Genomic DNA, 19297 nt, shown 5'->3' with positions numbered 1-19297 from the left:
TGGAACGAAGACCGGTCTTGCGTCCCGCAATCTTGCGGAACATATGCGAGCCGCATGTGAGCGGCAGATTGGGCCGCCATTTGGTTAAGCTTCGGCGCCACGCCGAAATGCTGGCCGACCAACCGCTCGATCACCCCTGACCTGATGGGGACGGCAATGCTGCAAGCGCAGCAGTGAGTTGTTCGGTCACGACGTCGATCGGCTGCAAACCGTCGACGATGTTGAGTAACCCCTGCGACCGGTAGTATTCGGTAACCGGTGCGGTTTGCTCGCGATAGACGTCCAATCGGGTCCTGAAGACCTCGGGATTATCGTCGCGGCGCACAGGCTCACCCTTGTTTACTGCTTCCTCGGCGCGACCTCTGATACGGTTGAGTCGTGCATCTTCATCGACTTCGAGCTGAAGCACCGTATCGAGCTTGATGCCCCTGGTGGCGAGTTTCCTGATCGAGTGCTTCGGCCTGCGCGACCGTGCGCGGAAAGCCGTCGAGGATGAAGCCGTTTGCCGCGTCGGAATGGTCGATACAGTTGGCGATGACAGACACCACGACATCGTCGGGCACCAATTCGCCGCGATCCATGATGCGTCTGACGCGCAATCCGCAAGCCGTACCTTCCGCGACCGCCTCGCGCAGCATCTCGCCGGTCGACAATTGCGGGATCGAAAAGCGTTTGACGATCCGCGTTGCCTGCGTGCCTTTCCCCGCGCCCGGCGGTCCCAGCAGAACCAGTCTCATCTCAATTCCTCATACGCCAGTTTTCTTTGCGATCGCATTAGTACTCAAAGAAGCGCTGGATCTGCTCGATCGTGATTTGCCGCGGACGGTGGCACACGAGTTTCTAGCCCGCCGAGATCCCAAAAGATGCCCGTCATAATACGAAGGGCTTCCGCCGCTAGCGGCAATAAGATGTGCTCATCAGGTGCATGCTGGCAGCAGCCAGGATAGGAATGCGGCACCCAGATCGTTGGGAGGCCGAGAATATCTGTGAATACGTCATTGGGTAACGAGCCACCGAAATTGGGGAGAAGCGCGGGAGACTTTCCTGTGGTCCGTCGCATTGATTCAGCTGTCCAGGAAACCCAAGGATTGTCGATATCTGTCCGGGATGCATTGAAGTATTGGGATTGGCTCACCTTTATCTCGCCATAGCCGCGCTCGTTAAGATGCTTCTCGATTGCGGGTACAACCTCTTCAATTTTGGTGCCGACCACGAAACGAAGCTGTAGTACCGCTTGAGCTTGGCCCGGAATAGAATTGGCGGGGTTCGTCACGTTGCCAGCAGCGAAGGCAAGGATTTCTAGAGCATTCGACGCATAGAGCCTTTCAGCCGGCGATTTTCCCTTCTCGCCCCAGTCCTTTGACAAAGACGGCTCGTCGGGACCTGGCGAAACCATAACGGCGGCAAGAGCCGCTTGGACCTGACTGGTCATGGGCGGCGATTGGAGTTCCTCAAGTAAGATACGACCACTACCATCGACCAACGTTGCAATAGCGGAGGCAAGAATCGTTGCTGGATTAGCTAGAAGTCCACCCCAATTTCCGGAGTGATGTGACCGATCCCGCAAATTAAGATCTAGATGTATACGGCGCGCGCCTCGACAACCGAGAAATATGGTCGGGCGCTCTGCTGATAACCGAGGACCATCCGATGCAAGAAACAAGTCTGCCTTGAGTGTTTCACGATGGCGTTCGCAGACATGCGAAAGGTCAGGCGACCCTATCTCCTCGCCCATTTCAACAATAAATTTGACGTTGAAGCCAAGCTTTCCGGCTCGCAACTCATGAATTATTCCTAGAGCTGCGATATTGATTGCATGTTGACCTTTGTTGTCAGCAGTACCGCGCCCGTAGATACGACCTCCCCTGGTTGTGCAGCGCCATGGATCGATTCCATTGCTCCATTCACCTATCATGCCGCTAACCACATCGCCGTGCCCGTACATCAGAACGGTGGGTTTCTCCTCGCTTTCAACGCGAGTCGCGAGCAACGTTGGGCCGTTACCGGTGGGGGATTGTACAATCTGCGTTTCAAATCCAAGAGCCGCAAATGCAGGAATAATTTCGATTTCGAGATAAGATAGCAATTCTCCGCTATAGGCTGAGCTTTGGCTCTTCGTTTTGTAGCGTACCATTCGATCAAGGGTCGCTAAAAACTGGCCGGATTCGAACAGAGCATCAGCCCTCTTGATCGCGACGTCCCTAGAAATATTAGCTTCGGTCAAATCCATCTCTTTCGTCGTAACTAGGGCTACGCTTCACTTGTAATAAGCGCTGGGAGCATGTTTACCGACCGCGGCTGGAGCGCCGGCGGTGTGCTCACGGCAAACATACGAGCTTGGAGAGTACAGGTCGTTGAAGCGCTCTCTCCGCCGGCTCTGCTCTACCTTTCCCATCGCATTGCGCGGGAACACCTGTCGGCGCCAGACTCTTCCTAAGCGCTCCATCACAAGGTTGAGAAGTTCGTTTACAGGCGCTGCCTGACCGAACTCCTCCCGCTTTGGCTAAGCTCCATCGAATCGCTGTTTGCGGTCGTTTGAAGGAGGCTTTGGGCAACTTAAGCCGACTTAGACCGGCCATCCTCGCCCCGCATGATGGACTGGGCGAACGAGACCAGTACAGCGGCAGCTTCAGACACTTTCTCCGGAAGCAATGCATGGCCAGCACCATGAATGATTTCCAGTATCGCTAGATGGCCTACGCGATCCCGCAAGAACTGCTCTTCGGGGACGGGTGCAATCTTGTCAAACTCCGGGGCGACATAAAGTACCGGGAGCTTTTTACCTACTTCGGTCCAACTGCTGTCAGCCGTGGCAAACGTCGCCGCGAGCTGGAATTGAGAGACCTCTGTGTACCAGCCGGGTAGCCATACGGAAGCATCATGCCCTGGAGCGAAGAAGTCGCGTTCCAAATAGAATAGGCGTTCGGCTTCCGGCTTGGAATTATCGGATACGACATTAACCGAGATCAGCAGTTCGGGCGAAATTGTACTGCCGATAATGGCTGCGAGAAGTCCGACAGATTTTGTCATCGATGGCCAATGATGGGCGAGTACCCGCGCGACCCAGTTGCCGAACGCATGGCCGACAACAACCAATGCTTCGGGCTTCTCCGGTGCACAATCAGCTTCGATAGCAGCGACGACATCGGCGGCAAGATCGATCAATGTGATCCCTTCGGTCGGCCCTGTACTCGCGCCTATGCCGCGTGGCTGAGGTCGTAGAACGCGAAATCCGGCCGCAGCAATCATTGGCGCAATCTCATCGAAATCGGTTGCGCCTCTCGCTAACGAGGGGAGCAAGACAATACGAGGCCCCTTGCCTTCAACTAACAGTTCGATCTGACCTTCTGGCGTTGGAATCAGTCTGCGCTCAAGTTTCGACATTTTGATCCTTTCGTTTGTGGAAGCCGTGATAGTCTTTTGAGATCGTCGGTTCAGTTCGGTGTAAGAAACGGCAGTGCGGACGGTTGTCGTTGCTGCGCAGCAACTGTTCCGTCGATCGTTCGAGATTCACTCATCGCGCTATTTGGATCACAAGCGTCCATACTTTGCTTCTTACTGAGGCTTCGAGCTATCGAAAAATCTGGTAGCGGCCAAGGATGGTCGTGACTGTATCGATTGGTGCCAGCTAGAGAGAGCCGGGTACTTTTCTCGCCAACCAAGCGCCGGAAACCGAAAGTCAGCGTATTCAGCGGCGATAGCCAGCGTAATTGATGGCAAGCCGAACGGCCTTTGTGAAAGCGCCTCGACTGTCGCCTCCAGTCTTGCCCAAATCATACCGGTCTTCAGGTTGAAGGCATTAATGAGAGCAATCTGCGGTGCATCCTTGGTAGACTCGATGCGCCATTGCACCAACAGGTCAAGAAGTCCGTTGCACAGAGCGTGCTGCCGAAGCTCTTCAATTCGTCGCTCCGGCGAGGATGGAATAAGCTTGGCCCCGCCAGCCATCTGATCGAGGTACTCGATGATTACGAGGCTGTCGTAAAGCACGGTCTCGTCATCTAGAACGAGTGTTGGGAGCTGCCCAAGCGGATTGTAGGCCAATAATGCCCGGTCGGGCTTGTTCGGCGCAACGCGAGTCGGAAGCGTTTCCAACTTGTCGCTTAACCCAAGTTCGTGCGCGCTTACGGTGACTTTTCTTACGAATGGAGATGTCGATGACCAATATAGTCTCATGAAGAAAACCCCGATCGGCTATTATCCGGAACGTTGATCGATGCTCGCCTGTGACCATGTTCTCTCTGGTGAAGAGCTCGCCGCTATCACCCGAGGTGCGGGTTACCGGTCGACCATCAAAGCTACTTTCGCCCGAGCGCGATGGTCTCGATAGAATTGGCAGGCCGGGGGGATATGAAAGCCTCGCCGCCGTACTCCATGACGTCGCAATCATCCAAATTCAGGTGCGCATTTGTCCTATCGCGCCTGGTTCGGAGCTCGATACGGTCGAAGCCGGTCAGCAGAAGCCGGTCAATTAGATGGAGGTATCTGGATGCGTTTCCTAGCAAAGTGCGTAATCGCCGCGGTCATCGGTGGTTCGGTTGGGGCGGTCGGTAATGGAGCGGAAGCCAAGGAAAAGGTTAAGATTGCCTGGGTAGGACCGTTGACGGGCGCCCTGTCGGCTTATGGCTTAGGTGGCCGGAACTCCGCGGAACTCGCAGTTCGAGCGATGAACGCGAGTTCAGCGGCCAAGTATGAGTACGAGCTTGTGGCGCTCGACGATGAATGTAAACCGAACGTCGGGGTCCAGGTTGTAACCAAGGCAGCGGTCGACAAGTCGATTATTGCGGCAATTCCGTTCTACTGCTCTTCAACCGCCATGGCCGCAATCGACATTTTCAACCGATATAAGCTGCCGATGGTTGTATGGGCCGCTGTGCTTCCAGACATTACGTACGGCAACAACTATCCCGAGATTCATCGCGTAACTGGTGCTCTAATAGGTCAGAACAAGGTCGGCGCGAAGTTCATGAAAGACGCGGGTTATAAGACCTTCGTCGCCTTTGCCGACTCGACCGACTTCGGAAAGTCAACGACGAAATACTTCAGCCTCTATACAGGCGAGCAAGGCAACCAAATCCTTGCAACATTCAGTGTTCCTCCGGATCAACAGGATCTTTCAGCTGAGCTTACAAAAGTAAAAGAGCTCAATCCTGAGGTGGTTTTCTTCGGCGGGTTGGTCCCTCTCGGCGCCAGACTGAGAACGCAAATGGAGAAACTGGGCATCAAGGCGCAATTCGAAGGCAATTCTGCGATCATGGGTGATGCCTATATCAAGGCGGTCGGACCAGAATTATCAGAAGGCACTATCGCGTTCTACGACAGCCCTCCTCTATCGCAAACGGCCGGTGGTAAGTTCTTTACAGAAAAATACGAAGCAGCAGGCTTTAAGGAGGCACCCGAAGCCTACGGCCATTTCTCTTACGCTGCGACGACGCTTGTTTTGGAGACGATCGAGAAGGTCGGGCCCACAAGAGCAGCCGTGACCACGGAGCTCCGAAAGACAAAAGATCGTCCGTCCATCGTGGGGCCAATCACCTTCGATGATCATGGCCAAAACGTAACCCTTCAGACCACCAAATACATCGTCCAGGATGGGAAGTGGGTCGTTTGGGAAGATAGTGAATATGCGAGCGGGAGACGAAAGTTGAAGAAACCGCCGCAGTAATGTCGATGCCCGCAATATGCGCCTCGTTAATCTCCATCGCCGGAACATGGCAGTAGGATAGTATGGCCACTTGGATCCAACACATACTAAACGGCCTCATGCAAGGCACCGTCTACGGTCTTGTAGCAATGGGATTCACGATCTTCTTTGGTGTGATGAACGTAATCAAGTTCTCACATGGAGACGTCTTTACGTTCGGTGCATTTGCGGGCCTCGTTACTGTTTGGTTCGCTGACGCAATGGGCTTGCCCATTGTGTTTCAGCTCGTACTCGGTTTCACAGCTGCAATCCTGTTCGCCAGTACATTGGGGGCCCTTATCTCCCGGGTGCTCATTCTTCCACTGCGCGATGCGCCGCCTGTCAACATGCTTCTTATGACCATGATGGTGGGAACAGCAATCCGTGAAAGCATTCGGCTGTTCTTTCCTAATGGGTCAAATCCGCAACGATTCCCTTCGTTGTTGCCGGCGGGCGGATATGAGTTTCTGGGAGCTCATGTGAGATGGGACGGAATGCTCCTTATAGCTGGAGGGGTCGGATCAATCGCGCTCGTCTATCTAATCATCAATAGGACGCGGTTCGGTTTGGCGATGCGTGCCGTAGCCGAGGACTCCGAGACCGCCAGTATGATGGGGATTAATTTTGAACGTATTGCGCCTCTTACCTTCGCGCTCGGATCCATGACTGCGGGGTTCGCTGGCGTCATGTACGGGCTCTATTACAGCGAGGTAAGCTACAGCATGGGCTTGCTGCTGTCTGTTATCGGTTTTTCAGCTGCAATTGTAGGCGGCCTAGGAAACATTTGGGGGGCGATACTCGGAGGGTTTCTTTTTGCCGCCTTGCAGACGCTAGTTGTCGCGGCGACACCGTCTCTCAGTGAGTACAAGAACGTAATAGGATTCGCGGTAATGATCATGCTCATTACCTGGCGGCCAACCGGCTTATTGGCCGAGCGTACCAGCGAGCGAGTATAACCAATGTATAAATTTGGTACGGTGCCGAGGCGAATTGCAGCGCTGCTGACTACAATAGTTGCGGCTACTGGCGCTTTGTCGGCAGTCATTGAGATCAACAACGAGGCGCTTTTCATTCTTGCGCTGCTCGTCGCAACCGCTGGGACCTGGCTCGCGCATCGCACCGGATTGCTCGTCGCGGCTGAACTTGCTGCTAAGGAAAAGCCAAACTTGCTTCGTGCAAGTCTCGTGGTGTCGGCGGCCTTTTTGATCGTCTCCTTGCGTGAGGATACCTTCGGGTTACTGATGCTCGCGACCGTCCTGATCTACGTCCTCGCTTGTTTCGGTCTTACGATCCAAATGGGATTCGCTGGATTGACGAATTTTGGTGCTGCAGCATTTATGGGGGCCGGTGGATACACGGTAGCTATGCTTGCTCGCCTCGGCGATGTTCCGGGCCTGATATCCTTGATGTCTGCAGGTGCGGTGTCTGTCGTGATTGGTTTTGTGCTGTTGGCTCCCGTCCTTCGAACTCGAGGGCACTATGCGGCGTTAACGACGCTCGCGTTCAGCGTTATGTTTACGGTCTTTGTGGACGCAAGTGATGTGCTCGGGGGACCACAGGGAATTAAGCTTCCAGGGCTGATTCTCTTCGGTTGGGATTTTAGTCGGGATATCCAATTGGGCGGGTATACCTTCGGGTCGTACGTAAACTATGTGATCTTGACAGGAGGCTTCGTCGGATTATCAGGACTGCTAATCGGATTGATGAATCGATCATGGATTGGCGTGTGGCTGGACGTTGTGCGGCTGGACGAGACAGCGGCATCGATTTTTGGTTTGCGTGTCTGGTATTGGAAGCTACTCGCCTTCACCCTGGGCAATTTTCTTCTTGGGCTTGCAGGTGCGATCTATGCGCAAATGACCGCTTTTATCGCGCCAGCAAATTTTCAGCTGGGCGATAGCCTAGCGATTGTGTCAATTCTCATATTGGGAGGCGTTGGAAACATATGGGGCATCCTTCCCGCGACGCTGTTGGTCGTGCTCCTACCTGAGAAACTCCAAATTGTTCAGGAGTACCGCTTCCTCATATTCGCGTTGGTAGTGATATTCGTTCTTATCGTTCGCCCTTCCGGGATATTGCCTCGACGAATGCGACGCTTGCAGGAAGGTGTCACAGCATGAACGATACGATACTTGCGACGTCTGGCCTTACCGTTCGATTTGGCGGCTTGTGTGCCCTCAACGAACTCGATGTATCCATTTCAAGAGGGGATGTGATTGGTCTCATTGGACCTAACGGGTCGGGAAAGACCACGTTTTTTAACACAATCAGTGGACTGGTTCGCTCAAGCTCTGGATCAATTACTTTCGAAGGTTCTGACACCACGAAAGTGAAGGTTGATCAACTCGCCTCACGGGGCCTGGCTCGGACATTTCAGCGCTCGCGGCTTTGCCTTCCACTCTCCGTCTTCGATAATGTCGCTGTTGGAGCTCAGGAACGCATCAGTAGCACGTTGTGGCACAATATTGTGCGAAGATCTGCTTTTCACACTGAGCTTCGACAACTGGCGGAAGAAGTCGAGGATTTGCTGTCCAACTTCGATCCTGGCCTGGCGAAGAAGATGTTTGAGCAAGCTGAAACACTCGGGATGATTGATCGCAGACGAGTTGAGATTTGTCGAGCTCTTGTTGGACGGCCTTCTCTGCTTCTGTTGGACGAACCATCAGCGGGAATGACTCATGACGAAACGAACCAGCTGATGGATGAGATCCTGGCTATAAGACCAAAATTCGGAAGCCCTACTATTATTATCGTTGAGCATGAGATGGGTCTCATCGAGCGTGTAACCGACCACTGCATCGTCTTGAACTACGGTCAAAAGATTTGCGAAGGAAAGTTCAGGGAAGTAGCGGCCGATCCCGCAGTCCGACGCGCATATTTGGGGCAGTCATGAACCCGATCCTTACCGTTCGCGGAGTGCACACTGCCTATGACACCGTCGACGTCCTGACGGGCGTCGATTTAGATGTTCTGCCGGGACAGATAAGCTGCATTCTCGGTGTGAATGGAGCGGGCAAGTCGACTTTGATCAGATCAATTCTTCGGCTCACACCGCCACGAATCGGTACAATCACTTTCAATGGAAACAATCTCCACAAATTGAAAACCCACGAGGTTGTTCGGCTCGGTATTGGATGCATACCGGAAGGTCGCCGTATCTTCGGTCGAATGACCGTTGAAGAAAATTTGCGTGTCGGTGCTTATACTGAGCGATCCAATGCCAAAATTCGCTCGAGTCTGGAGCGAGTGTTTCACATATTTCCGCGGCTGAAGGAGCGCGAGAAGCAGGTTGCGGGAACACTCTCGGGCGGCGAGCAGGCAATGGTGTCGATCGGGCGCGGATTGATGACGGACCCTGACATGCTCATCATCGACGAGCCGTCGCTGGGTCTTTCACCTCTCTTTGTGCAAGAAAACTTCAATGTCATTCGCGAGATCGCAAAAGCAGGAGTCACGGTGCTCTTGGTTGAGCAGAACGTAAATCAAACCCTCGCTATTGCTGACTATGGATACGTTCTACTCCAAGGCCAGGTTATTGTGAAAGGGTCGGCGGACTACCTTAGGTCAAATCCTGAGGTTCAGCGTGCTTACTTCGGCGGCTTAAACTAGAAGGTTGACAGCCACCACTGTTATACGTCGTGAAAATAGATCCGTTAGGCGACGATTGATCCGAGAGCTTTATTCGAGTGGGTGAGCCAACAACAGAGTGAGCCAGATTCGCGTACACTGACTCTCTCGAACGCGATAAGTCCGAGTCCTGACCGCTCTTTGCGACCCTTTCGTAGAGAGCTGCCCATCGCGGCGATATAACGTCATCCACGCTTACTTTTGATTGTCGTGCCTTTGTTGGCGTCGTTGCAAATTGAGTTCGAAAACATCGATTGAAGTGAGAGCTATCGGAGAATCCGGTAACCGTCGCAACTTCGGTGATCGACTTCGCGGTATTCAAAAGAAGCCAATAGCCATAACCGAGTCGAAGATGACGGCAGTATTGCTGGACCGATTGCTTCATTTCCTGCTGAAACAGGCGTTCGAGCTGCCGCTTGGAAGTTCCCAGAGATAATGCGAGAGCTTTAACTTTTAAGGGCCGTCCAGGATTTCTTTCTATGATCTTCAGTGCCCGGAGTACTCTCGTATCGAGTTCGGGTTCTCTCATTCCAGAATTCTGATCGGGTGGAGAGGCAGAAAGCTCTTGCGGTGCAGGCAGGTCGACGCCGATAGCGGAATAATGACGCTCCAAGAGCCATGACCCGAGCTCGAGCGCCGCCAGCCCTCCCGCGCAGCTAACTCTTCTGCCACTCACCACTAAGTTAACGCCTGAGATTTGCTGTACCTCCGCAAAACGCGTATCTCGGTCTGTGCCGCGATACCAATCTGTTGCGCAAGGCAGCCGATCGAAAAATCCGGCCTCGATCAACACAAATAGTCCCGAACCTGCTCCTACAAGAGTTGCGTTATTCATATCGGCACTGGTTAGTGCTTCCAGAATTGACCTGCGGTTCTCGATGGGAGCTGCTGTCCTCCCGCCTATCACAAAAACGTAGTTACAAGTGCGGGCGGCGTGCAGGGGTGCCGTCGATGGCACTTCGACACCACAAGTCGTTTGAGCTGGCTTCTGTCCTAAAACCAGATACTCAAAGTCGATCCCGACTGCGGCCGCGGGGTCGGTACAATGTTTCAAAATATAGACCAGGGCTGAGTACGAAAACATCGTGAACCCTGGAAGGAGGATGAAGCCAACTTTCACACGCCGCCGCACCAGCTTGGTGGGTCCGGCCTTCACACCCGAAACCGGCGTCATGGTGGAATCTCCTGCCATAAAAGTCGCTAATAGTAGCAGAAATGGTATCTTCGCGTATACTCTTCGGATGCCCGCTCACTGCTTGTCGAATGGAAGATTCTCGTAAAGCAAAACAAATGCCAAAAGGCCGGTGATTAAGGTTTCTGGCCGGCCTACCAGCGCTTGAAGACAAGACGCGGTCCTGGTGGCGATCCGGCAGCGGTACTAAGACCGCGAGTGCACAGCTTGAAATCGTAGTCGTAAGCTGCCGATGGAATTCGCTCTACGCAAAAGCGGGCATCGTTGTTGAACGCCCGGGACCGCCTAAGGATACGGTAACATTGGCCTCTCAGGCCGGTCAACGAAGCTATTTCACACCGTATGCACGGTATATGGCTTGCAAAAACAGCAGCAACATGAGAAGGTTACACCGTTCATAGACTGCCCGGGAGAGATCGCTTTTGCGACGTCGAAGGAGCAACCCCCAATAAACTCTCAGACACAAGGGACCGTGCAGTTGAACAATCTGGAGAGAGGCGTCTTACGCCCACCGAAGGGGACAACCGGTTTAACCCGGCAAAACTCTCAGGTACCCGCGACAGATGGGGTGAAGCGATCGATAGTCGATCGTCATCGTCGACGGGAAAGCCATGAATATCGGGATAATCGGATCTGGAGTAACGGGTGTCACTACCGCTGACGCCCTTCTTTGCCGAGGTCATAACGTTACAATAATTGAGCGGCAGCCATATGCCGCAATGGAAACCTCATTTGCAAACGGCGGCCAACTTTCTGCAAGCAACGCAGAGGTTTGGAATAGTTGGGGAACGATAGCGAAGGGCTTGAAATGGATGTTCAAGCAGGACGCGCCGCTTCTGATGAACTTGCGCCCATCCTGGCACAAGTACTCGTGGCTCGCAGAGTTTATGGCTGCGATCCCGCAATATCGGTCAAATACAGCCCACACTGTTAAGCTTGCCCTCGAAGCGCGAAAGCATTTGTTCGCCATTGCAGAGCGAGAATCGCTTGATTTTAATTTAGACAAGCGCGGCATTCTGCATTTCTACCACGACGCCGATAGCTTCAAGACCGCCGAACGCGCTAACAAGATCCTCAATGAAAGCGGTTTAGAACGCTACGCCGTCACCAATGAAGAGATCAAGCAGATTGAGCCGAGCTTGCACGGCAAGTTCTTCGGGGGGTTTTACACACCGTCCGATGCGACAGGTGACATACACAAATTCACGTTTGGTCTTGCGCAGACCTGCCATCGGCGCGGAGCACTTTTCGTCAATCAAGCCTCCGTCTCAAGCATAAATGCGTCGAAGGGTAGTGTGCAGGTTAGCTACACTCGAAGCAGTGATCGACACTCTCAAGAAAGTCATCAGCTTGAGTTTGACAGAGTCGTAATTTGTGCGGGGACTGGAAGCCGCCAATTAGCGGCGTTGAATCGGGACCACGTAAACGTCTATCCCGTCAAAGGCTACTCAATTACGGTGCACCTAGACGACGAAATCAGTCAGCAAGCCGGGCCGAAGGTTAGCCTGCTGGATGATGCCGCAAAGATCGTGACGAGCCGCCTAGGAGTTGACCGGTTTCGTGTTGCCGGCACAGCAGAGTTCAATGGTTTTAACCTCGACATTCGCGCCGACCGGATCCAACCGCTGATCGATTGGTCACGGCGCCTCTTTCCGACGATGAGTACTCGGCGCGTAGTCCCTTGGGCCGGGCTACGACCAATGATGCCGGATATGATGCCCACTGTCAGGGAAAGCCGCGCACCAGGCATTTTTTACAATACCGGCCATGGCCATCTCGGTTGGACTCTATCGGCCGTGACTGCGCAGATGGTCGCGGACGCAATCGATACCTCGAATATCACTTAACGGATGCCTATAGCCTGAGCAGATCTTCTTCGCGATCTTGCACGCTCTAGAAGCGGCCGCTTGCGAGGATTATTTGCTCGGGGCCGTAGGAGCATCGACCCAGAGCAACCGCAGCGCGCCTGACCTTTACAACGACTCTACAGCAAATCGTCGCGAAGCCTTCGCATCGGCTAAAGCGATCTTACAGTGTACACAGAACGGAGAACGCATGACCATGAAGTCGCTAGTTGTCACCGACAAGGCCGCTGCCGCGGCCGGCCCCTATTCCCAGGCCACTCGAACCGAAGAGTTCGTGTTTGTGTCAGGCCAGTTGCCGATCGATCCAATATCAGGATCAATTCTAGACGGAATCGAAAAGCAGACACGGCAATCGCTTGCAAACTTAGGCGCGGTTTTGGAAGCGGGTGGCGCCTCGTTCGCCAGCGTTGTGAAGACAACTGTGTTTCTCAAGAACATGGACGATTTTACTGTGATGAACGGCATTTACGCCGAATTCTTCAACAGCGCCCCTCCGGCGCGATCGACCATCGAAGTTGCCCGACTGCCGAAGGATGCATTGGTCGAGGTAGAGGCGATCGCACTCCGGCTGAAATAGTAAAGACGCGAACTCCCGTCCGAAATATCGATCTCGGCCCAAATCGTGGGTCCGGGCAATTGCCGATTTCGGCCAGTGGGTGTGGTGATCAGGCTGCATCTTGGTGATCTGCCTGCTCACCTTCACAATAGGAATAGCCAGGCGCATTTGCGCTACGCCTTCGAACGCGCATTATAGTCAAGTCCTCCGAGGAGAAGCCGAGCTCAACGTCCTCACCTCGGGGGATGCAATCGGATAAGAGGCCGCCGGATCGCGATCATCTCGCATCAATCGGCTTCACAACCGCGGTCACCGAACGTTCGTCCCGAATCTTTATGTTCAAGAAGCTGCCGAAAATGAAGATCAGTAATGGCGCAATAAAGAGGCCGCAAGCAGTCAGCAACATTGCAATTCTGAAATCCCCGGTAAGGTCCTTCAGGACACCGATCAGTTGGGCCCCGAAATAGCCGTTCGAGGTCCCTATGCAATTTATTACCGCCGTAGCTGCCGCTGCGGTGACGCCGGACAAGGCCGCCGTCGGCCAGGTCAGGATGATCGGAAACGTCGTGAAGGCGCCGATCGACGTCAGGCAGAAGCCTATCATGACCAGAACAATATTCGACGACTGCCAGGCGACAAGCAGAAGTCCGGACGTTCCGATCAGGCCCGTCAGAACAAGGTGCCATTGCCTTTCATTTTTGTAATCGGAATGCCAGGTCCAGAAGATCATCCAGAGGGTCCCGCAGATTGGCGGAAGCGCTGTCAGGTATCCGATTTGAACTGTCGTGAAGCCGAATTCCCGGATGATCTGGGGCATCCAGAGCGCGACGCCGTAAAGCCCAAACCCGAAGAAGAAGTAAGCGCCTGAAAGCACCAGAATGCGCCAGTCCAGCACCGCGCGCCAGATTGAAATATGTTCTCCGGCCGCAAGTGTATTGCGTTCGCGGTCGAGCGTATCCGTCAGCCACTTCCGCTCTTCCGGGGCAAGCCAGTTGGCTTGTGACGGCGAATCCTGAAGATACCGAAGGCAGACAAGTCCGAGTATCGTCGCAGGCAGCCCTTCAATGACGAACAGCCATTGCCACCCGGCGAGTCCCAGCAAGCCATCAAGTTGAAGAATGTATCCTGCGATGGGGCCGCTCAAGATAAGGGCTGACGCGCCACATGCTCCGAACCATCCGTACATCCTTGCTCGATACTGGCTCGGGACCCACTGACTGAAATAGTAAATCACACCCGGATAGAAGCCTCCTTCCGCGGCTCCGAGCAGGAAGCGCGCGACATAGAGACTGCGCTCGCCCGATACCAGCGCCATTCCCGCAGCGAGCAGGCCCCATGTAATTAAAATGCGGGCGATCCAGATGCGCCCGCCGACCTTCGCCAAGGCCAGATTGCTCGGCACCTCGCAAATGACGTAGCCAAAAAAAAAGATACCGGCTGCAGCACCATAAACCGTGGCTGAAATACCCAGCGCCTTGTTCATAGTTAAAGCGGCAAAACCGATGTTCGTGCGGTCAAGCCAGTTGATCATGTAGCACAGTCCCATGAACGGGATCAGACGCCACATAATCCGTCTGATCGTACGACGCTCAATTTCCGATTGCATGACGTTCTGCCCCTTTAATTTAGTGCATGTCTATAGCGGCACTGACTTTCAGTACCCGCTGGTCTCCTTCAACTGTCCCCGTGATGTTTCGCGCAAAGTTCGGATAACCGAGCGCTTGGAACGCATCAGATGCGCACCAGCGACACCCCCCGGTTTGCTCCAGCCATCAGCCCGATCATCGCGGTGGGGGCATTCTCCAACCCATCGACGATGTAATAGATCGGCTTCAGTCGACCTTCGGCCGTCCAACGCCACAACGCGGCCTCTGCTTCGCCGCGGCGATTCAGATAATTCATCAGCAGAACGCCGCGCATCCGAAGATCGCGCGCGATAAGCGTGATGGGGATTCCTTTCGGCCCATGCTCTGGCATCGGTGAATCATATTGAGCGGTGTTGCCGCAGCACACGATACGCCCGCCGATTTTCATGACAGGAAGCATCGCCTCCAGGATCGGGCCCCCCGTGTTGTCAAAAAACAGGTCCGGTCCATCGGGACACAGTTGCTTCAAAGCCTCTTCGATCGGGCCTGCCTTGTAGTCGACGACGCCATCGAGCCCGATTGCATCGCGGAGCCATGCACACTTCTCCTCGCCGCCGGCAATCCCGATGACCCGACAACCCGCTATTTTGCCCAATTGGGCAACGATAGAACCCACGCCCCCCGCAGCTGCGGAAATCACCAGTGTTTCGCCTGCGCGCGGCTGGCCAACATCAAAAAGGCCGAAATAGGCGGTGAGCGCGCTTGATCCGAGCACGCCGAGTAGATGGTTCATCGGAACGCTTTTATCGCGCCGCGTGAGCACGGATGCGTGCGCGACGACGTATTCCTGCCATCCAAGCATCGTCTCCACGACATCGCCTGGCTTGTAGTCCGGATCTTTCGATTCAAGAACTTCACCAATGGCGCGCCCCGGCATAACCTGTCCTGTGGTAAGCATGGGGACATACGTGTCGCGCTGCATCCACGCCCGATTGCCAGGCATCAGCGAAAGATAATGATGCCTGATAAGGATTTCGTTGTCCTGCAGGGGAGCAACCTTCGCGGTCCGAAACTCGAAATGCTCCGCGCCCAATTTATCGACGGGCCGCTGGACGTACCACCACTGTCGATTGTACCGGCTATGGGCTTCGCCTCCGGAAGCATGTGACTGGTCCGGCCGGGATAAAGCTCTCAACACATGGTTCATCACTTATACTCCGCGCGCCGCGCAAAACTTTTTCCGGATGAGAAATTCGCCTGTCCGAAAGCGGTCTTCATCCGGAATTCGAGAATTCCCGCCAGCGCGGCCTGTATGCGATCCGGGATGCAGCGACGAACTTCAGGCGGTCTTCCCTTGCGCACGCTTACAAGCACCAACGGCATATTTGATCTCTATCTCGGATGATAAGGCTTGTGTGGCGCTTTCACGAGACGTGAAGCAGCGCCTTAGACGTCGATGACTGAGGAAATCACCAAATCGCAAATTCGCTGCGATCGCTTGCGTGACTGGTACAATTGAGGAAAGCCGGCAACTAAATGAACAAAAGTCAAATCGCGATCTGGATCGACGAGGAAGAGTTGTCCCCCGAATCCCGATCCAGCAAATGCCCGCGGCGAACAGAGCGTCCCCATATGGGTAATGAAAATTCCCTCGCCTCGTATGTAGAACGACAAGCCTATGTTGGCAGGGAACAGATCAGTGTGATCCCGGGCGACAACATCAGTATATAAACCGTGCCGCTTGTTGCCTGTCTGTATGGTTGTTGTCGCAATTTTGACAACGGCGGGCGATAGCACTTGCCGGCCATCTGATCTGCCATTGCATCGAAGCATCTCCGCAAATCTGTAGATATCGTATCCTGTGGAAAATGCGCCGCCCGCGAGAAATTCGATGTCTTGGCAGATGCGGCTTACCTGCTCCACGTCGCGCGCAGGCAACGCTCCTGGTCCCTCGTCTCTGATCGCGATCGGCACAAGCCGCCCAACAAGATCTGGCCGGTCTCGAAGCGAGAGAGCCGTTTCCGTCATTCCTGCCGGTTCGAAAATCTCGGCTTCCATAATTTTCCGGGCCGAACGTCCTCCGCCATCGAGACGGCGACACACTTCGCCTAATACGGCGTGGGCCGCTCCTGCGTGATAATTTGCAACACCTTCAGGCGCCGGTTCGAAGGGAAGTTTACAGATGCGCTGTACGTAGGCTTCGTTACCGTCCTTCCAATCCTCGAGAGGATGCTGCATCGGAAGGCCCGCCTGATGGCTAAGCGCATCGCGGATTGTGACCCGCTCCTTTCCTCCCGATGCAAATTCCGGTATGACCTCGGCAATTCGCGTGGTGAGTGCAAGCCGGCCTGTATCGACGAAGCGCAGCACCATCGCTGCCGTCAGTTGCTTCGTCACGGACATGATCGGCATAATATCGCTGATCAGAGCCTTGCGATTGTTGGCCCTGTCCGAGTAGCCAATGGCTTCGTGCATGACGATCTTGCCGTGCCGGGCAATCAGCAAAACCGACCCGTCTGAGTGTCCACGGGCAATGTCCTCTTCAATCGAACGACGCAACAGGTCCAATTTGGATTCATCGAGACCCACATCTTGAGGAGATGCATCGATGCGCCCGAGAATTCCGCCGGCGACAGTTTTGCCATTTGCGGATGCGCCCTGATCGAATTCAGGGGTCTTTGCATGGCCGTGGCTCATGGTTGCTCTCCGATTTCGCTGACAGCTCTGACCCGCAATTTTCAACAGGCCATTACGCCACTCTTCCGATCTTTATTTCCTGAGTCAAGGAATTTTAGGCAACCTTGCCGCAGACTGCACATGCGGACAGCTAGCGGCAATTTCGCAGGCATTGTGGCGCAGCGAGGCGCACCGACAAGTAATTATCCCGAGATGCGGAATTTTTTGGGAGGCATCAGCCGGCGGTGGCCGGCGCTTGTGCAATCACAACCGGGCTGAGGATGGGACGGTCGCAGCAATGCCACGTACTCAGGCGCCTGAAAGCAACTTATCTCTCATAACAGCGGTAGCCGGCTGATCGATGTCACCCTGCTCATTGAGAATCACGCCATAATCCCGCAATGCCGACTCCTGAGACACATAACCATCGCGCACGTCGGCCAGGACCGACTCCACATCCCGGAAATAGCCCGCGCCATATCCGCCGCCCCCGCCGCTCACAACCCGCAAGACATCGCCTTGGTTGAGCTCGACGTCGCTCTTGCGAAGCAGACGCCGAGTACCATCGGCGGATCGCAATTCGACAAACGGCGTTGCACCGTTCTGTCCGTCCGCCACTCCCCATGGGGCGCATTCAGTGCGCTCTACCGTGATATTGCAGCGAAGCCGCTTCGTGGACGGGAACGCATAGATCTTTTCCACTCCCAAACCACCGCGATGACGGCCCGCTCCGCCACTGTCCTGCACCAGACGCTTAGCCTCGATGCGATACGGGTAAAGTGCTTCCTGAATTTCAACTGGAACATCGCGCACATCGCCGTGGGTGATTGAGCGAAGGGCATTGGGGCCATCGGCTTTTGAAAATGCACCCCACCCGCCAGACATCGCGTCGAGGCTCAGAAATGGTTCGCCGAAGCGGTTAGTACCCGTAATCTGGTGAATACCGAAAGTGCCGTGATGACCGGCGGGAATCCGATCCGGTAGAGCGGCCGCGAGGGCGCGAAAAATTGTATCGACAATCGTGGGACCGTTGAATCCCCCCTGCCCCATCGCAGCGCCAGGCCGCGCACTCATAAACGTTCCCACTGGGGCTATGACATGAACATGGTCGAAATCGGCCTCGTTGACGGGAGTGCCGGGCGCCAGAAGAACTTTGGCGGCAACACGCGCGAAGGTAACTGCACCGCCATCGAATGAAAGGTTGATCGGACCCAGAACCTGTTCGTTAAGGCCGGATAGATCGATGGTCAGGCCGCGTTCGTCGAGTGTCACTACGGCTTCAACTGCAAGCCGAACGCCAAGGTTGATGCCGTCATCATCGAGAAACGACGAAGCCTTGAACACGCCTTTCGGCAGTTCGGCGATCGCGCGAGCGGAGGCTACAGATGCGTCGTCCTGCATTTCGCTTATGGCCGCCTTTACGGCATGAACTCCGTGGTCGGCGATAACTTCGTGCACCATGTCGCGGCCCATGAAACAGCCGCCCAATTGTGCCTGGAGATCGCCTGCGAGAAGATCGGGAAATCGAGAGTTGGCGAGGACAATTCGATATATATCGTCGACCCTTTGACCGCGTGACATGAGTTTCACGGTCGAAAGCTGGAGACCCTCCTGCCATATATCGGTAGCGTCGGGAGACAAACAGGAACCGACGACACGACCGCCCACATCAATCCAATGTACCAGAACAGCGAAGAAGCCGATCAGATCTCCATCGCATCGAACCGGTGTCAACGCGACGACGTCGTTCAAGTGCTTGCCGATGACATACCCGTTCACCAGGACGACATCCCCTTCATGGAGATTCGCGCCCCCGAAGACCTTGAGCGCTTCACGCACACCCAGCCCCAGCGCATTAGCGACAAATCCCGGGAGGCTGTAACGTGATTGCGTCACAAGGTGTCCCTTTGGATCCACAAAGCCAATTGCGAAGTCTTTGTATTCCTGAACGAGGAGACTAAACGCCGTTCGCTCGACATTTTTCTCGATGAGGTTCGGGATCGCCACAAGGCGCTGCCGAACCACCTGTAACTCAATGGGATCGTGAGACACGACCGCGGCTTCCTCCGGGACAGCGAATTGCACGCTCATGAGTTCACCTCCGACCTTTTG

Annotated in this window: 15 protein-coding genes, 1 pseudogene and 1 riboswitch; of the genes and pseudogenes, 7 read left to right on the top strand and 9 right to left on the bottom strand. The window is 54.6% G+C overall.

Annotated elements, in window-relative coordinates; genetic code table 11:
* Positions 1-130 precede the first annotated feature (130 nt).
* From JQ611_RS07080 to JQ611_RS07065, 4 genes and pseudogenes are all read right to left on the bottom strand, one after another.
* A pseudogene (locus JQ611_RS07080) lies at positions 131-737 on the bottom strand (adenylate kinase).
* 44 nt (positions 738-781) lie between these two features.
* Complete coding sequence (locus JQ611_RS07075) at positions 782-2209, bottom strand: M20 family metallopeptidase (RefSeq protein ID WP_212465041.1); 1428 nt, start codon at positions 2207-2209, stop codon at positions 782-784.
* A 347-nt stretch (positions 2210-2556) separates the two neighbouring features.
* Positions 2557-3384 carry an alpha/beta fold hydrolase gene (locus JQ611_RS07070; RefSeq protein WP_212464969.1) on the bottom strand — a complete coding sequence of 276 codons (828 nt, stop codon included), beginning with the start codon at positions 3382-3384 and terminating at the stop codon, positions 2557-2559.
* Positions 3385-3555: 171 nt separating this feature from the next.
* Entirely contained in the window at positions 3556-4176 is a 621-nt protein-coding gene (locus tag JQ611_RS07065) for a glutathione S-transferase family protein (RefSeq protein ID WP_212464968.1), read from the bottom strand.
* 313 nt (positions 4177-4489) lie between these two features.
* On the opposite strand from JQ611_RS07065, the gene JQ611_RS07060 reads away from it, so the two are divergent.
* The 5 genes from JQ611_RS07060 to JQ611_RS07040 all read left to right on the top strand — a co-directional run bounded on the left by JQ611_RS07060 (position 4490) and on the right by JQ611_RS07040 (position 9292).
* Entirely contained in the window at positions 4490-5665 is a 1176-nt protein-coding gene (locus tag JQ611_RS07060) for a branched-chain amino acid ABC transporter substrate-binding protein (RefSeq protein WP_212464967.1), read from the top strand.
* 62 nt (positions 5666-5727) lie between these two features.
* Positions 5728-6639, top strand: coding sequence for a branched-chain amino acid ABC transporter permease (locus JQ611_RS07055; protein WP_212464966.1), 912 nt, complete (start codon positions 5728-5730; stop codon positions 6637-6639).
* A gap of 3 nt (positions 6640-6642) precedes the next feature.
* Positions 6643-7803 carry a branched-chain amino acid ABC transporter permease gene (locus JQ611_RS07050; RefSeq protein WP_212464965.1) on the top strand — a complete coding sequence of 387 codons (1161 nt, stop codon included), beginning with the start codon at positions 6643-6645 and terminating at the stop codon, positions 7801-7803.
* Entirely contained in the window at positions 7800-8576 is a 777-nt protein-coding gene (locus JQ611_RS07045; protein WP_212464964.1) for an ABC transporter ATP-binding protein, read from the top strand. Before JQ611_RS07050 ends, JQ611_RS07045 begins: the two co-directional genes overlap by 4 nt.
* Entirely contained in the window at positions 8573-9292 is a 720-nt protein-coding gene (locus JQ611_RS07040) for an ABC transporter ATP-binding protein (protein WP_212464963.1), read from the top strand. The genes JQ611_RS07045 and JQ611_RS07040 overlap by 4 nt, the downstream gene beginning before the upstream one ends.
* Here JQ611_RS07040 and JQ611_RS07035 read toward each other — a convergent pair.
* Positions 9243-10484 (bottom strand): GlxA family transcriptional regulator, encoded by a 1242-nt coding sequence (locus tag JQ611_RS07035; protein WP_212464962.1) that lies wholly within the window; start codon positions 10482-10484, stop codon positions 9243-9245. The genes JQ611_RS07040 and JQ611_RS07035 overlap by 50 nt on opposite strands.
* A gap of 415 nt (positions 10485-10899) precedes the next feature.
* A riboswitch (glycine riboswitch) is annotated at positions 10900-10985 on the top strand.
* A 128-nt stretch (positions 10986-11113) separates the two neighbouring features.
* On the opposite strand from JQ611_RS07035, the gene JQ611_RS07030 reads away from it, so the two are divergent.
* Positions 11114-12349 (top strand): D-amino acid dehydrogenase, encoded by a 1236-nt coding sequence (locus JQ611_RS07030; RefSeq protein ID WP_212464961.1) that lies wholly within the window; start codon positions 11114-11116, stop codon positions 12347-12349.
* 214 nt (positions 12350-12563) lie between these two features.
* On the top strand, positions 12564-12944 hold the full coding sequence (locus tag JQ611_RS07025; protein WP_249132986.1) for a Rid family detoxifying hydrolase: 381 nt from the start codon (positions 12564-12566) through the stop codon (positions 12942-12944).
* Positions 12945-13200: 256 nt separating this feature from the next.
* Here the strand turns inward: JQ611_RS07025 and JQ611_RS07020 are convergent, their stop codons facing one another.
* From JQ611_RS07020 to JQ611_RS07005, 4 genes are all read right to left on the bottom strand, one after another.
* Positions 13201-14529 (bottom strand): MFS transporter, encoded by a 1329-nt coding sequence (locus tag JQ611_RS07020; RefSeq protein WP_212464959.1) that lies wholly within the window; start codon positions 14527-14529, stop codon positions 13201-13203.
* A 125-nt stretch (positions 14530-14654) separates the two neighbouring features.
* The gene (locus JQ611_RS07015) at positions 14655-15716 is read right to left on the bottom strand and encodes an NADP-dependent oxidoreductase (protein WP_212464958.1); all 1062 of its coding nucleotides are present in this window, start codon (positions 15714-15716) and stop codon (positions 14655-14657) included.
* 239 nt (positions 15717-15955) lie between these two features.
* Entirely contained in the window at positions 15956-17206 is a 1251-nt protein-coding gene (locus tag JQ611_RS07010; RefSeq protein WP_212464957.1) for a serine hydrolase, read from the bottom strand.
* Positions 17207-17494: 288 nt separating this feature from the next.
* Positions 17495-19276, bottom strand: coding sequence for a hydantoinase B/oxoprolinase family protein (locus JQ611_RS07005; protein WP_212464956.1), 1782 nt, complete (start codon positions 19274-19276; stop codon positions 17495-17497).
* Positions 19277-19297 lie beyond the last annotated feature (21 nt).

Origin of the sequence: Bradyrhizobium sp. AUGA SZCCT0182 (genome assembly GCF_018130185.1) — a bacterium.
In the GTDB taxonomy this organism is placed as follows: Bacteria; Pseudomonadota; Alphaproteobacteria; order Rhizobiales; family Xanthobacteraceae; genus Bradyrhizobium.
Note: the sequence above shows the minus strand (reverse complement) of the source record. Positions and strands in the feature narration are given on the sequence as shown.